Origin of the sequence: Pseudomonas sp. D47 (assembly GCF_045447305.1) — a bacterium.
Classification (GTDB): domain Bacteria; phylum Pseudomonadota; class Gammaproteobacteria; order Pseudomonadales; family Pseudomonadaceae; genus Aquipseudomonas.
Window position 1 is genome coordinate 19,035 of the sequence record NZ_JBJGXU010000064.1, and the last position, 13,453, is coordinate 32,487.

Here is a 13,453-nt window from a genome sequence, read left to right on the forward strand (position 1 = left end):
CGTGGGCGAACCGTTTGCTTTCGCCCAAATGCGAACGTCAGTGAGTGGCTGCGGTGCGGGTGTGAATTGGACGGTGGACAGGGACTGCTTCTGGCCGAATGCTGCCCCTCATGACAGGCAGCAATCGACCCATAGCGGACTGTCGTCGCAGGCAGTTTAGGGAGAAAGCGTCGACTCGGGAGGAAGCAAAACTCATGAAAAATCCGCAGCAAATTAGTTCCGCTTAAGCGTTACTGTATTTCCCGAGTCAATGGCTATCTTATAATTGCCTCTTAGTTTCCGCAGCACGCTAAGGCTTCTCACCGAAACTGCCATAGATATAGCGGCCGTGGTTGCTGCGGTCCCTAGAACGCTAAGCGCTGCGCCGGATGCGGCAACAGCCGCGACGCCAGCAACGGGTGTAGCGGCGCCCCCCGTACCGAGTGTAGCAATGACTCCGTAAAAGACTATGCCGATAGAGCCAATCGCAACAGCCCACGCAACCGTTCCTGTAGCCTTAATTCGAACGGTTTTTTTGGCAAGATCGCCTTCAATTATAATGGTATCTTCATTGCGGTTTACTGCGTCGGCTAATTCCTTCTCTGTCGTAACGCTCATTGCTTTTCCTTCGATTTCTTATTGCATGCAATAAAAATGCCGACGATGAGAAAGAGAATAATGATGGGCGGAAAAGCCACGCACAATGCAATTGCGCCAATTAACAGTACGCCTCCAATTACCACGCCGATCATTTCCCCCAAAAGCGGAAGTAATAGCTTGAAAACAATCACGGCTACAATAATTGCAGCTATTACGATAATAATCATGTCCACCCTTCTTGGTGTTGTGATGAGTTTGCTAGTAAGCATCCAGCCCCTTTGTTGGGTTATCGGCCGTCTATTGCCATTCTTTAGCGTCAAGTCATCCTTGCATGTCTGCTGACCTAGTTGCCGGATTAAAAGTAACGTAGGTAAGGCTAAGGGGAGTTGAGGGGGGGCGATGGTCAATGGCGGCTTCTGGCCGATTTCTGCCTTTCGCCGCCGTCAGCTTTGGGTCCAGACCGCTGGCCTACCCGACTGGCCTCTTCTCACTATCACACATTGGAAAGTGTTTTAGGCACGTCAGCGCTGGTGGGAGACCGAAGACATAGAAATCATTGGCTGAATCGTGCCAGCAACCTCTGCGCGTAGACAGGCGGTCATCTTTCTACCGAAACGAGCCGAGAATAGTGTGCCGACGGGAAATGGCGAAAATTAGTAACTCAACCTATGTACTATGACTATGGTGATAACCGGTAGCGGCAACCAGGACCACTGCGCAAGCTATTGAAATTGAAGGGTTACAGGCGGGATATGTTTTAGTTCCTGCAGGTTGTGAAATCTTTACTCATCCGATGTGTTAAAAACAGCAACCCTTGGCTTAAAGAATTCTGGTTACCTGCCGCTATAAAGGTTGAGTTTTGCTGCTTTTTCTATACAAGACGACGCGGAAGTACAATAGTTATAGTGACTATCAAAATTAAAGGGATATTTATGAGATTCGCTAAACTGTTCGGGGCAGCAACTTTATTCGCCTCTATGATTGCATCTGCCCAAGCAGGCACAATCGTCACCGTGAAGGTGAAGAACTCTACGACCGGTCCAGCCGCGTACACTTTCGAGTACTTTTCTGGGAGTGTAGCCCCGACCCCAAGTACGATTCTGCCTTCTGCAACGACGACATTTGCCCTGACCAGTGTCGCGGATACGGTTTCAGGAATGCGATTCGTCTATACTTCAGGTAATAAGAAATGTCGTTTTGCAGCAAGCCACCAGGTCAATCCAACGACTAAAGCCCCTAGCTGGACTAAAATGGGCACTAGCACTGGTTCAGATAACGCTACTTGCAAAGCCAATATCACAGCAATTCAATCGGCGCCTCCCTATAACTACACTGTCGAATTTGAAATAAAATAATCCGACATTTGTATAGGCACCCTAGCTGAAGATAGTTCTCGTGCTATTTTCAGCGCATGGAGTATTACCATGGATATTTCGATCAAATCGTATCAAGCAAGTACACAGGCAAAGCTTTCTACACAAGAGAAGCTTCCTTCGTCCAACCCTGTAAATTTACCTTCAGGGGATGCCGCCCTCAAGACGACCGAGACCGTCACAATCTCCGATTCTGCACGGGCACTGTACGCATTAAGTAACGCTGATGACAAACAAGCCTCTATGTCCAATAGGGATTTAAAAGGACAATATGCAAAAGGTCAGAGCGATATGTACAATTTCGGGCAGCGGATTGCTGGCGGGAATCTTAACAATGAGGATCTACTTCCCAAAACAGATGACCCCACCCGTTTGGCGTTAGGTCTGCAGTCACTAGATTACGCAATTGGGCTTTCTAAACTCCCCCCCGAAATACTTCCAAACCCATTTGAAGGTATGGCCCGAAACGGGCTAAGCAATATTGTTTATGATGATTCAGGAACCTATACAGATGCAGAACGATATGCCGCTTATGGGGAGCTTAGTAAGCAGGATGAAACATATTTTTCCAAGTTGTACGCCAATATAACGAACGGCGGTGACAACAGTGAAATCTTCAAAGGCATCATGGACTATTTCGATGATCTTCCAGGGGTCGAGAAAGCGGCATACCCTGATGGCTTTAGGGACAGTATAAAAAGTCTTTACCAAGAGCAGTTAGGACAATCGGGGCCGCTCGCCCTGCTCAGGCAATCGACTGAAAACGACTCTGATAAATTGTCCCCGAGCTTCTTCAACAAGGAACAATCACCGGAGCAGATGTTACAAGCCGTCTTAGAAAAAGCGACTGCTCTTTCGACGATCTGACCAGTCCAAAGCAACCAATGTGTCGCTGCACGGATCAATGACGAAGCGTTTTTACACACTCTGGGTCGAAAGCCGTCTTTCGTGAATGCCGGCTAATGGCCGTTAGCTACCGTTCACGTTCGACGGTTCTCAGCTATTTTCGCCCCGTTGCGCGAGGAACCAATCGCTCCCTTTCTGCCAATCATGTCCGCAATCTTGCTGGTAAACCCCGGTGTAAACGACTGACCAGGCCCAACGCAAATGGATGAGCAGATTTGTGAGCCTAACCAAAATCGCCCGATAGAAGGAGGGAGGGAGGGAGGAAGTTGGTAGGTCGGGCTTGATACATCCTCTCGGTTGCACCCTGGCCAACGGCACCTTATAGTTCGGCCCGTCGCTGGCATTGGCTAGCGACAGGGTTTCGCAGCCCTAAAACGATTCACACCAATACCGTCAGACATGCCCCAGCCGGCTCCCGGCTGCCGAATGTTTTATGGCGGTTGTGCGTGGGAGACCTTCGGGTCTGCCGGGTTTTGGTGTAAATCGTCCGGTCTGCGAACCCGCGCACAGCTGCCACCCAATCTGTTTCGCAGCAGAGCCGGTGGTAAATCTTTTTTCTTGAGGATTTACACCATGACTACTCAACACCCGCCCCGCCGCTTCACCCCCATGTCCCAAACCGCAACCGAATACCCTGTCCTCCTCATCGACAGCGACGCCCCGCTCAGCGAGCTCCACGTCTGCGCCAGCGAGCGTCTCAACGCCGCCCTCGCCTACCTGCACCTGATGGCCTGTTCCAATGTGTCCGACTATGCCGAGCACGACATCAATACGGTCGCCAATACCGCTCGGATCATGGTCCAGGATGTGGCGGATGTGTTTACGGTGATGGAGCGGCGGGGGTTTGATGTGCCGGCTGTGAGTTGATGTGATGTGAGCTGTGAGAAAACCCGCGTTGGCGGGTTTTCTAGTTTTTGGGGCGCCGCGAATTGACGGCTGATCGGGCCTTGGGGTGTTGGTGCTGGCGCCTTCGCAGCCTCGCTGGGGCTCGACAGCTCCCACTGTTTGATGGGTGCTCGGCACCTGCATAGCGTGAGAGGCGGCGATGGCGGTGGTATTGGCGCGCCGTTATGATGTGGCCTTTCGCTTAACGCCTCAGGAAACGCCCATGCCCGCCCTCGCCTTCCGCAACGCCCTGCCCGCCGACGCCGCCCGTTGTTTTGAGATTGAAATCAGCGCCTATGAAGGCGATGAAGCCGCGACGCTGGAGAAGATCGCCACGCGTATTGCGCAGTACCCGCAGGGTTTTCTGATCCTGGAGGCGGATGGCGCGGTGGTGGGTTTCATCAATTGTGGTTGCGCGCATCAGGTGGTGATGTCGGATGAGGCGTTCAAGGAGTTGGTGGGGCATTCGGCCGAAGCGCCGAATGTGGTGATTATGTCGGTGGTGGTCGACCCGGCGCATCAGGGCAAGGGGTATTCCACGGCGTTGATGACCGAGTTTGTGCAGCGCATGCGGACGCTGGGCAAGCAGACGATTCATTTGATGTGCAGGGAGCAGCATGTGCCGTTGTACCGCCGCATGGGGTACAGCTATGTGCAGCCTTCGCCTTCGGAGCATGGCGGGATGGCGTGGCATGAGATGGTGATGGGGCTCTAAGCCGTCGCGGTGCTGGTCGCGTTTTTGTATCGAGACGTCTGACGGGAAAGCCGCTCACAACCGGCTAATGTATTTCAACAAACGAAAACCTTAGCCGCGTTGCCGAAATCTGACGCCAAACCTGACATTACGCGTAATTATCAGGACGAGGCCTACAGCCAAACAGCTCAGTTTGTGGGTAAGCGCGGTAGCGGTTTTAAGCCGTTACATCCGCCAAAAATCACTGCATTGAAGGTCTCTTAAAGGCTAGCTAGCCTGCAACGCAACCCGCCAGACAGGAGTCCGGCAGGTTGCCTTTATTGCCCATTAAAGAGGTATGCCTATGTCTTCAATCAGTGTTTTTAACCCGTCCCTGTCGATGTACCAGGCGCCTGAAACCAGTAGGATCGATAGCGCTAAACCAAGGGCTAATCCCCTTGATCAATCAGCTGGAGATGATGCCCTGCGAGGCTCGGGGCAACTGCCTGTGAATGGCCACCCGATGCCCGGCCAGCCTGCACAACACAGGATTGATAACGACAACCCGATGTTTAACGCCCTTGATCACACCGCCGGCGATGATGCCGAAGTATTCGACCCCGCTACACAAGCCTGGCAGCCCACCCAGGCCGCCGGTAATGGCCGATACAGCGCGCTTGGCGATCCTTACCGCGAGGCGATAGATTTCGAAATCAAGGCCGACGACATGGGTGGATGGCAGCAGGCGTGAAGCAACCGGTGGTATGGAGCATCACGAACGTGCTGCATACCGCCTAACACGCACCTATTGAGAGGCAATCATGAGCGCACCCTTCATTGAAGTCAGCGACCAACCCAACCCCGACGCCGAACGCATCCTCGGCAGCGGCCTCGCCGCATTCAATGAAGCGATTACCGGCGCCAATGATCGCCTGCCACTGATGGTACTGATCAAAGACCCCGATACGCAGCAGGTCCTCGGCGGCATCACCGGCAAAACCACGCTGGGCATGGCCTTTCTCGACCTGTTCCACCTGCCCGATGCCCTGCGCGGTTCGGGCGTGGGTAGCCAATTGCTGCAAGCCTTCGAAGACGAAGCGCGGCGCCGGGGTTGTCTGAATGCAGTGTTGTACACGATCAGCTTCCAGGCGCCGGGGTTTTATGAGAAACACGGTTGGGTGCGGTTTGGCGAAATACCCTGTGAACCTGCGGGCAGCAGCCGGGTGTTTTTGTCTAAAGCGCTTTGATCAACGGCGATGGCGATTCAGCCCTAGGCTGTGTAATGATCCCTGCTCGTTCTTCTAGGGATGGAGCCTGCGCCATGTCGCTGAACACCCCCGTTCACCCCGCGCACGCGCCGCGCTTCTGGCGTGACGAGCGTTTGCCGTTCATCGAGGCGCGGACCATTGCCGACGGGCGCAAGGTGACGTACACCCGCCACGCTCACGAGCATTTCTCCATCGGCGCGATCACCACTGGGCGCAGTTATTACCACTATGGCGCGCAGACGTTTGAGATCAGTGCGGGCACGGTGGTGTTGATGAACCCCGGCGATGTGCATGCGTGCAACCCGATCCACGACCAGCACTGGTCGTATCACATGCTGTACCTGGACACGCCTTGGCTGACCGACCTGCAATACCAGCTGGGTTTCAGTACTGAGCAGGGTTATCGGCCGTTCAACACGCCACACACCCGCGACACGCTGCTGTACAACGGTTTGATAGAGCTGTACGGGATTTTGTTGGATGAGCAGGCCGAACTGCTGCAAAAGCAGAGCGCGCTGGTGAGTTATTTCACCGAGGTGCAGCAGCGTCTGAACCCTTCACTGACGCCAGTGCGCGAGGTCAACCATAAGCTGGAGCGCGCCGCCGAGTACATCCGTGAACACTGCACCGAGGCGTTGAAGCTGGAGCAGATTTGCCTAGCGGCCGAGCTGTCGCCGTCGTACCTGATCCGCGCGTTCAAGCAGTATTACGGGCTCACGCCGCATGCCTTTGTGGTGAACCGGCGCATCCAGTTTGCCCGCACCCAATTGCGCAACGGCGAGCTGATCGCCGATGTGGCCCTGGCCGCGGGCTTTGCCGACCAGGCGCATTTTCAACGGGCGTTCAAACAACATTTTGCCGCCACGCCCGGGCAGTACCGCGACTTGCTCAAGCCATCAGCAAATAACCCACACTGGCCACCAGCAACGCGGCCATTGAGCGGTTGAACAGGCGTACGCCTTGCGGGTTGCTCAGGTAGCGGCGCAAGAAGGTCCCGGCGTAGGCCCAGCACGCCACCGACAGGTAGCAAATCACCAGGTAGAGCGCGGCGAACAGCCACACTTGGCGCGCATCGCCATCCGCTACAAACAAGCCCATCCCTGCCACGCAAGCCAACCAGGCTTTGGGGTTGAGCCATTGCATGATTGCGCCGTAGAGCATCGACGGCGCGGTGGCGGTGCCCTCGGCGTCGAGGCGGCCGTCGTCCACCGCCAGTTTCCAGGCCATGTACAGTAAAAACGCGACGCCGCCCCACTGGATCAACTGGGTCAGGATCGGCCAACGCACCAGTACTTCATGCAGGCCCAGGCCGATCAGCACCAACAACAAGGTGAAGCCGACGGCGGCGCCGAACACGTGTTTCTGGCTGGCGGCAAAGCCGAAGCGCGCGCCGGAGCTGAGTGCGACCACATTCACCGGTCCCGGCGTGATGGAGGTGGCCAGGGCGAAGGCAGCCATGGAAATGATCAAGCTCATTGCGGTTCCTTTTTGTGATGCCAAACAACGATGGCCTCACGATAAAGGGCTGAACGGGCGTGGTATTGAACAAAATCACCCTGAGCCCAAGACCCGGCGTTGTTCAATGCGCCGCTGTTGGGCTTCCTCGACAGCAAACAGACCCTGTACCCTGTCGACGCGCGCCGGTTGCGCGCCCACCATTACCCGCCACATCAGGACGCCAATGCCCAACCCGATTCCTCGCCGGCGCGATGCCGCCGTCACCCGCGACGCCATTGTGTTGTCCGCGCGCAAGGCCTTTGCCCACTCGGGCTACGACCGCACGGGGCTGGGTGAAATCGCCGCCGGCGCGGGGTTGACCGTGATGCTGGTCAACCGCTACTTCACCTCCAAGGAGCAGCTGTTTGCCGAGGTGATCGCCGAGGCATTGGCCAGCCCCATCGCCCTGACGCCCGACCACCTCGGCGTGGAAAACCTTGGGCGCAGCATCGCCACTGCGCTGGTCAGCATTACTGAAGCCGGCAGCACGCCGCTGGACGGCTTCCTGATCATGCTGCAGTCGGCATTGAGCAAGCGCGCCGCCGTGATCGGCCGCGAACAACTCGAAAAAGGCCACTCGGCGGCCCTGGCCGCTGCGCTCGAGGGCGCGCATCACCAAGAGCGCGCAGCGCTGGTGATGGCGTTGGTGTCAGGCTTTCAGGTGATGCGCCAGATGCTGGAAGTGTCGGCGCTGGCCAAGGCGGACCCGCAGGTATTGATCGACTTACTGACGCCGTTGTTTCAGCAGTTGCTGGATGGCAAACCCGCCTAACCCACCTGCGTGACGATATCTTCCAGGCCCAGCACGCGACCGTCCTCGGACACGATCTGGACCTTGCGCAGCGGCTTGAGCGAGCGCGCATCCACTATACGCGCACCGACCTGCTCAGGCTCGGTGTGCGTCTCGCCCCATTGCGCCAAGGTCACCAGCACCGGCATCAGCGCGCGGCCTTTGTCGGTCAGCTGATACTCACTGCGCGCGCCGACTTCGCGGGTGTGCAGCAGGCCTTGCTCGACCATGTCCTTGAGGCGTGTGGCGAGAATGTTTTTCGCCACGCCCAAGCTTTTTTGGAAGTCGCCGAAGCGCGTCACCCCGGCAAACGCGTCGCGGATGATCAGCAGCGTCCACCAATCCCCCACCACATCCAGCGCACGGGCGACCGGGCAATCGTCGCCTTCCAGGCATTTGCGTTTCATCGTCGGCCTCGCGTCATCAGAAATATTTGGTTGCATTATAGGACCAACGAGCCCAAGATAAAAACGGTTTCATTATTAAACCTAATTTGTTGCCTGGAGCTGATCATGGATATTCGTGGAAAAGTGGTTTTGGTTACCGGCGCCAACCGTGGCCTCGGCAAAGCGTTCGTCACGGCGCTGTTGGAAGCCGGTGCGGCCAAGGTCTACGCCGCTGCGCGGGACCCGGCCAGCGTCAACATCCCCGGTAGCACGCCGATTGCCCTGGACATCACCGACCCGGCCAGCGTGCAGCGCGCCGCCGAGCAGTGCACCGACGTCAGTGTGTTGATCAATAACGCGGGCTTTTTGAAGTACGGCTCGTTACTCGCCGAAGACAGTGTCGAAAACCTGCAGCAGCACTTTGAAGTCAACACCTTCGGCACCTTGCGCCTAAGCCGTGCCTTCGCGCCGATCCTGGCCAAGCAAGGCGGCGGCGCGCTGATCAACATCCTCTCGATTCTGAGCTGGCTGAGCCCGCCCGGCTCCGGTGGCTACAGCACCTCCAAATCCGCCCAGTGGGGCCTGACCAACGGCCTGCGCGGCGAACTGCGCGAGCAGAACACCCTGGTGATCGGCGTGCACCCGGCCTACATCGACACCGACATGGTGGCGGATATCCAAGTGCCGAAAAGCACGCCCCAGGAAGTGGTCGCGATCACCCTGCAAGCCCTGAGCGAAGACCGCGAAGAAGCGTTGATCACCGACATGACCCATGCCGTGAAAGCCTCGCTGTCCACGCAAAGCCCGGCCTACCTCAACCACTGATCAACGAAAAGTGCGCGCCGACCCCGGCGCGCACGCCCTCGCCCACCGCCAGCGCTACGGAGCCGGCGGCCAGTGAGGTGTCGCCACAGGCAAACACGCCGGCCACCGAAGTCTGGCGCATGCCGTTGGTGTGCAGAGCGCTACCGCATCGCCATGGCGCCTTGATCGGCGCTACAGCCCGCGACTGCGCAACCATTGCAGGAAGCCTTTTTTCACCGGCACGACCGGCGCGTCCTGGGTCAGGGCCTGCGCCGTGTGTAGACGGAAATCCAGCAGCGCCTTCATCGCTTCGCTGATGTCGTGGCGCGCATCCAGGCAGGGTTTCAGGTATTCCTTCTCGATGCGGTACAGGGTGCAGAAGGTCTTGGCGGAAAAATCCGCCAGCGCCGCCTGATCGGACAAAATCCCCGCCTCTCCAATCACCTCGCCCGGCCCCATGCGTCCGGCTTCGAACTTGTGGCCGGCCTTGATCAACATCACCGAGACCACACCGGATTCGACGATAAACAAATGATCGCTGACCTCGCCCGCCGGCAGGATCATCTCGCCGGCGCGGTAGGTGTGCAGGACCATGTTCTGGCTGAAGGTGTCTTTCTCTTCCTGGCGCAGGGTGGAGAAAATCGACGAGCGCTCCAGCAATGCGCGTGCACCGGACAGCACCGCCGGCGCGCTGCTTTCGGTGGCGGACAGCAAGCCCACGCCCGCCGCTTGCAGGTGGCGGAAAGCCAAATCGTAAAGCTGGTTGCGCACTTCGCGCTTGACGCCCATGGCCGGCACAAAGCCGCTGATTTCATACTCCACGCCGCCACTGGCAGAGGTCTTGAACGCTACGCTCGGCGCGGGTTTGGCCAGTAGCGGCCGGCAACCTTGCATCGCGCGCTCCAGCGCCTCGATCACGGTTTGCGGCCGCGCATGCGGGCTGACTTGCAGGCTGACCGCCAGGCCGAACATGTCCGCCGGGCGCGAGAAATTGATGATTTTGGCCTTGGCGGCCAGGGAGTTGGGGATCACCGCCATGCTGCCCTGGGAGGTTTGCAGGCGTGTGGCGCGCCAGTCGATATCGGTGACGCGGCCTTCGGTGCCGTCGATGGAGATCCAGTCATCCAGCTGGTACGGCTTGGTGGTGTTGAGCACGATCCCGGAAAATACGTCGCTCAGGGTGCTTTGCAGCGCCAGGCCGACGATGATCGCCACCGCCCCGGAGGTGGCGAGCACGCCCTTGACCGGCAGGTCGAGCACGTAGGCCATGGCGGCGATGATCGCGATCAGGAATATCACCGCGCCCATCAGGTCCTGCAGCAACCGCCCGCCATGCCCGACCCGTTGCATCATCACCGCGCCGAGCAATACCGTGAGGGTGCGCGCGGCGAACAGCCACCAGCCGATCTGCAAGGCGGTAGCGGCCAGGTGCAACGCGGTGTTGTCGGCATAGGGTGCAAGTTGCATGGGGTTCATGCCGTCGTTGAACAGCACGGCGCTGTACACGGCAAAGATCGCCAGGCGTGCGGCGAGTTTCCAGTTGGCGAGGTTGACGGAAATAAGGCGCCACACGGCGATGTCGATAAAGATCAGCGCCACGGCGCACAACATCGGGTGATCAGCGATAAATGAGGGCATCCGGGCGACTCCAAGGCGAATGCGCTGAAGATCGCATGATTTGAGAACGCTGGAAAACAAAATGTGCGGGTAAAAACCCTTGTGGCAAGCGGGCTTGTTGTGGCGAGCGGGCTTGCCACAACAAGCCCGCTCCCACAGGGGTTGGCACTTGACCGTTAAGCCTGCATTTGTCCGAAACGACCGGATTGGAAGTCAGCAAATGCCTGATGAATTTCCTGCTCGGTGTTCATCACAAACGGGCCGTGGCCGACGATGGGCTCATCGATCGGTTCACCGCTGAGCAGCAGCACCTTGGCGTCGTCGTTGGCTTCCAACGTAATGTGCTCGCCATCCCGTTCAAACAATGCCAGTTGCCCTTGGCGCGCGACTTCCTCGCCATTGACCAGCACCGTGCCGCGCAGGATCACCAGCGCGGTATTGCGCCCGGCGTGCAGGTCCAGCGTGACCGCTTTACCGGCGTTAAGACGCAAGTCCCACACGTCAATCGGCGTGAAGGTGCGCGCCGGTCCCTGGGTACCGGCGAATTCACCGGCGATCAGGCGCAACTGCCCGGCGTCGTCCGCCAGCGGCAGCACCGGAATATCGCCATCGACGATAGTCTGGTAACCGGCGTCGGCCATTTTGTCCTTGGCCGGCAGGTTGACCCACAGTTGCACCATCTCCATCGCCCCGCCGCTGCGGGCAAAGGCTTGGGAATGGAACTCTTCGTGAAGGATGCCTTTGGCGGCCGTCATCCATTGCACATCGCCGGGGCCGATCGTGCCACCGGCGCCGGTGGAGTCACGGTGCTCGACTTCGCCGTCATACACGATGGTCACAGTTTCAAAGCCGCGATGTGGGTGTTGGCCTACGCCGCGACGTTGTTCGGTCGGTGTGAAATCGACCGGGCCGGCGTGGTCCAGCAACAGGAATGGGCTGATGTGCTTGCCCATCGCGTCGTAGGAAAACAGTGTGCGCACCGGAAAGCCGTCGCCGACCCAATGGGCGCGGGGGCTGGTGTAGATGCCGATGATTTTTTTCATGGTGTACCTCCAAGTTGCGTACACCCTAAGTCCGCTGGCCGTTGAGTACTAGACGGCAAAATCGGCCTTGATCGTTCTACGTATAGGACAGTTCTGCAGTATTCAAGGCTGCTGAACCCCAGCAGGTTGATAAACACGCCGATCAATACCGGGCGGCGGCCGATACGGTCCGACAGCGGCCCGAACAGCAACTGCCCCAGGCCAAATGCGGCGACAAACGCCGACAGTGCCATCAGCGCCTGCTCGATGGCGCCCAGGCCCGGGTTGATCAATTGGGCCGACACTTCACCCAACACGCTAAGGGCCACCCGTAAAAGCAACAGGCTTCGCGGGGGGGCTGGGGCGTTTGCCACGGGGAATATCCGGGGCTGGATAAATTTATATTTCAGCCATAATATGAGCAAAAAATTACGACCGTAATTTTTACAGCTGATTACCCCCGGAGCCCGTCATGAACCCTCTTCCCCTGCGTATTCTCACGCTCCTGGTCATGTTGGTCGTCCTCAGCGGCTGCAACAGCGAGGCCGACAGCGCCGCCGACGTGCCGCTGCCCCGCCCAGCGCTCGTCGCGCAAGTTGAAGCGGTCGGCACCCCGCAAAGCACCTATACCGGCGTGGTGGCTGCGCGTACGGAAAGTGACGTGGGCTTTCAGGTCAGTGGCAAGGTCATCGAACGCAAGGTCGACCCCGGCCAGCACGTGTCCCGAGGCGACACCCTGCTGGTGCTGGACATCGGCGACGTCGAACTGGCCAAGAACCGCGTAAACGCAGCCCAGGCACAATTGCGCCAGCGCCGTGATGATGAAAACCGCTACCAGCACCTGGCCAGCACGGGCGCGGTGTCGCGGCAGGTTTTCGATCAGTCGGCGAACAACCTGCGCGTGGCCGAAGCCGAGCTGGCTTCAGCACAATCCGACGCCAGCCAGATCGAAAACCGCCGCACCTACTCGGTGCTCAAGGCCGGTGGCGACGGCATCATCACCGACGTGCGCGTGGATCGCGGCCAGGTCGTCGCCGAAGGGCAAATCGTCGCGCGCCTGGCCCATGACGGCGCCCGCGAAGCCATCGTCAACCTACCGGAAAACCAGCGCGACCATGCCTCGCAAAAAGCCCTGGCGTTCCCCTCCGGCGCGCCCGAGCAGGCCGTGACCGCCACCCTGCGCGAGCTGTCCGCCAGCGCCGACTCGGCCACCCGCACCTACCGCGCGCGCTACGTGTTGCACGGCGCCGTCACCCGTTTCGCCCTCGGCTCGACCATCACCGTGCGCCTGCAAGGCAACGGCCAGACGCCACAAACCCGCGTGCCCATCGTCGCCCTCGGTGCTCACCTGCCGCACAACTAGGCGGGGGGCTGGCGGGTGCGGTGTTGACGCTGTTGCTCCTGCCGGTGCTGTGCAGTTTGGTGCATGGCCGGGAGAGGACACAGACTACTGAAACATCCCACGTAACTACCGGATAAGCTCTACAGATACCGCCTGAAAACCTCTGCAAAGTCCTTCGCCTGATCACACAGTGCGAGGGATTGCAGATGGTTTTTGGTGTTGAAACCCCTGTTCAAGGGGCTGTCGTTTGAACCCGGCCATTGGCCGGCTGGCCCTGACGCCCATGGATGCCAAAGCGCCGGACGTTGAAA

Annotated in this window: 15 protein-coding genes and 3 pseudogenes; 10 read left to right on the plus strand and 8 right to left on the minus strand. The window is 58.5% G+C overall.

All coding sequences use genetic code 11. The annotated features are described in order from the left end of the window. Positions 1-213 precede the first annotated feature (213 nt). Positions 214-597: a hypothetical protein gene (locus ACI77I_RS26920; protein WP_317146973.1), complete on the minus strand. Its 384-nt coding sequence runs from the start codon at positions 595-597 to the stop codon at positions 214-216. Beyond that, positions 594-806, minus strand: coding sequence for a hypothetical protein (locus ACI77I_RS26925; RefSeq protein ID WP_317146974.1), 213 nt, complete (start codon positions 804-806; stop codon positions 594-596). The genes ACI77I_RS26920 and ACI77I_RS26925 overlap by 4 nt, the downstream gene beginning before the upstream one ends. Before the next feature lie 705 nt (positions 807-1,511). Here ACI77I_RS26925 and ACI77I_RS26930 point away from each other — a divergent pair. The 7 genes from ACI77I_RS26930 (at position 1,512) to ACI77I_RS26960 (ending at position 6,631) form a co-directional block, all read left to right on the plus strand. Next, positions 1,512-1,934, plus strand: coding sequence for a hypothetical protein (locus ACI77I_RS26930; RefSeq protein ID WP_406999249.1), 423 nt, complete (start codon positions 1,512-1,514; stop codon positions 1,932-1,934). Positions 1,935-2,003: 69 nt separating this feature from the next. After that, positions 2,004-2,819 carry a hypothetical protein gene (locus ACI77I_RS26935; protein ID WP_406999251.1) on the plus strand — a complete coding sequence of 272 codons (816 nt, stop codon included), beginning with the start codon at positions 2,004-2,006 and terminating at the stop codon, positions 2,817-2,819. A 612-nt stretch (positions 2,820-3,431) separates the two neighbouring features. Continuing rightward, the gene (locus tag ACI77I_RS26940; protein ID WP_406999253.1) at positions 3,432-3,725 is read left to right on the plus strand and encodes a fructose-bisphosphate aldolase; all 294 of its coding nucleotides are present in this window, start codon (positions 3,432-3,434) and stop codon (positions 3,723-3,725) included. Between the two features lie 241 nt (positions 3,726-3,966). Further along, positions 3,967-4,458: a GNAT family N-acetyltransferase gene (locus tag ACI77I_RS26945; RefSeq protein WP_406999255.1), complete on the plus strand. Its 492-nt coding sequence runs from the start codon at positions 3,967-3,969 to the stop codon at positions 4,456-4,458. Between the two features lie 322 nt (positions 4,459-4,780). Further along, positions 4,781-5,167: a hypothetical protein gene (locus ACI77I_RS26950; RefSeq protein WP_406999257.1), complete on the plus strand. Its 387-nt coding sequence runs from the start codon at positions 4,781-4,783 to the stop codon at positions 5,165-5,167. Between the two features lie 70 nt (positions 5,168-5,237). Further along, entirely contained in the window at positions 5,238-5,663 is a 426-nt protein-coding gene (locus ACI77I_RS26955; protein WP_406999259.1) for a GNAT family N-acetyltransferase, read from the plus strand. Between the two features lie 74 nt (positions 5,664-5,737). Beyond that, the gene (locus ACI77I_RS26960; RefSeq protein ID WP_242155619.1) at positions 5,738-6,631 is read left to right on the plus strand and encodes an AraC family transcriptional regulator; all 894 of its coding nucleotides are present in this window, start codon (positions 5,738-5,740) and stop codon (positions 6,629-6,631) included. Here the strand turns inward: ACI77I_RS26960 and ACI77I_RS26965 are convergent. Next, entirely contained in the window at positions 6,573-7,160 is a 588-nt protein-coding gene (locus ACI77I_RS26965) for a LysE family translocator (RefSeq protein WP_242155617.1), read from the minus strand. The two genes, ACI77I_RS26960 and ACI77I_RS26965, sit on opposite strands and share 59 nt — an antisense overlap. Before the next feature lie 205 nt (positions 7,161-7,365). Here ACI77I_RS26965 and ACI77I_RS26970 point away from each other — a divergent pair, with 205 nt between their 5' ends. Further along, complete coding sequence (locus ACI77I_RS26970; RefSeq protein WP_242155614.1) at positions 7,366-7,953, plus strand: TetR/AcrR family transcriptional regulator; 588 nt, start codon at positions 7,366-7,368, stop codon at positions 7,951-7,953. On the opposite strand, the gene ACI77I_RS26975 is transcribed toward ACI77I_RS26970, so the two are convergent. Beyond that, entirely contained in the window at positions 7,950-8,378 is a 429-nt protein-coding gene (locus ACI77I_RS26975) for a helix-turn-helix domain-containing protein (protein ID WP_242155612.1), read from the minus strand. The two genes, ACI77I_RS26970 and ACI77I_RS26975, sit on opposite strands and share 4 nt — an antisense overlap. A gap of 105 nt (positions 8,379-8,483) precedes the next feature. On the opposite strand from ACI77I_RS26975, the gene ACI77I_RS26980 reads away from it, so the two are divergent. Continuing rightward, complete coding sequence (locus ACI77I_RS26980) at positions 8,484-9,182, plus strand: SDR family oxidoreductase (RefSeq protein ID WP_242155610.1); 699 nt, start codon at positions 8,484-8,486, stop codon at positions 9,180-9,182. Here ACI77I_RS26980 and ACI77I_RS26985 read toward each other — a convergent pair. The 4 genes and pseudogenes from ACI77I_RS26985 to ACI77I_RS27000 all read right to left on the minus strand — a co-directional run. After that, positions 9,172-9,312, minus strand: a pseudogene (locus ACI77I_RS26985) (thioredoxin reductase); the annotation flags it as partial. The gene ACI77I_RS26980 and the pseudogene ACI77I_RS26985 sit on opposite strands and share 11 nt — an antisense overlap. 41 nt (positions 9,313-9,353) lie before the next feature. Continuing rightward, positions 9,354-10,799 (minus strand): mechanosensitive ion channel domain-containing protein, encoded by a 1,446-nt coding sequence (locus ACI77I_RS26990; protein WP_406999262.1) that lies wholly within the window; start codon positions 10,797-10,799, stop codon positions 9,354-9,356. Positions 10,800-10,954: 155 nt separating this feature from the next. Next, complete coding sequence (locus ACI77I_RS26995) at positions 10,955-11,821, minus strand: pirin family protein (protein ID WP_406999264.1); 867 nt, start codon at positions 11,819-11,821, stop codon at positions 10,955-10,957. Positions 11,822-11,958: 137 nt separating this feature from the next. After that, a pseudogene (locus tag ACI77I_RS27000) lies at positions 11,959-12,174 on the minus strand (MFS transporter); the annotation flags it as partial. Positions 12,175-12,272: 98 nt separating this feature from the next. Between ACI77I_RS27000 and ACI77I_RS27005 the strand changes: the two are divergent. Further along, positions 12,273-13,139 (plus strand): annotated as a pseudogene (locus ACI77I_RS27005) (efflux RND transporter periplasmic adaptor subunit); the annotation flags it as partial. Positions 13,140-13,453 lie beyond the last annotated feature (314 nt).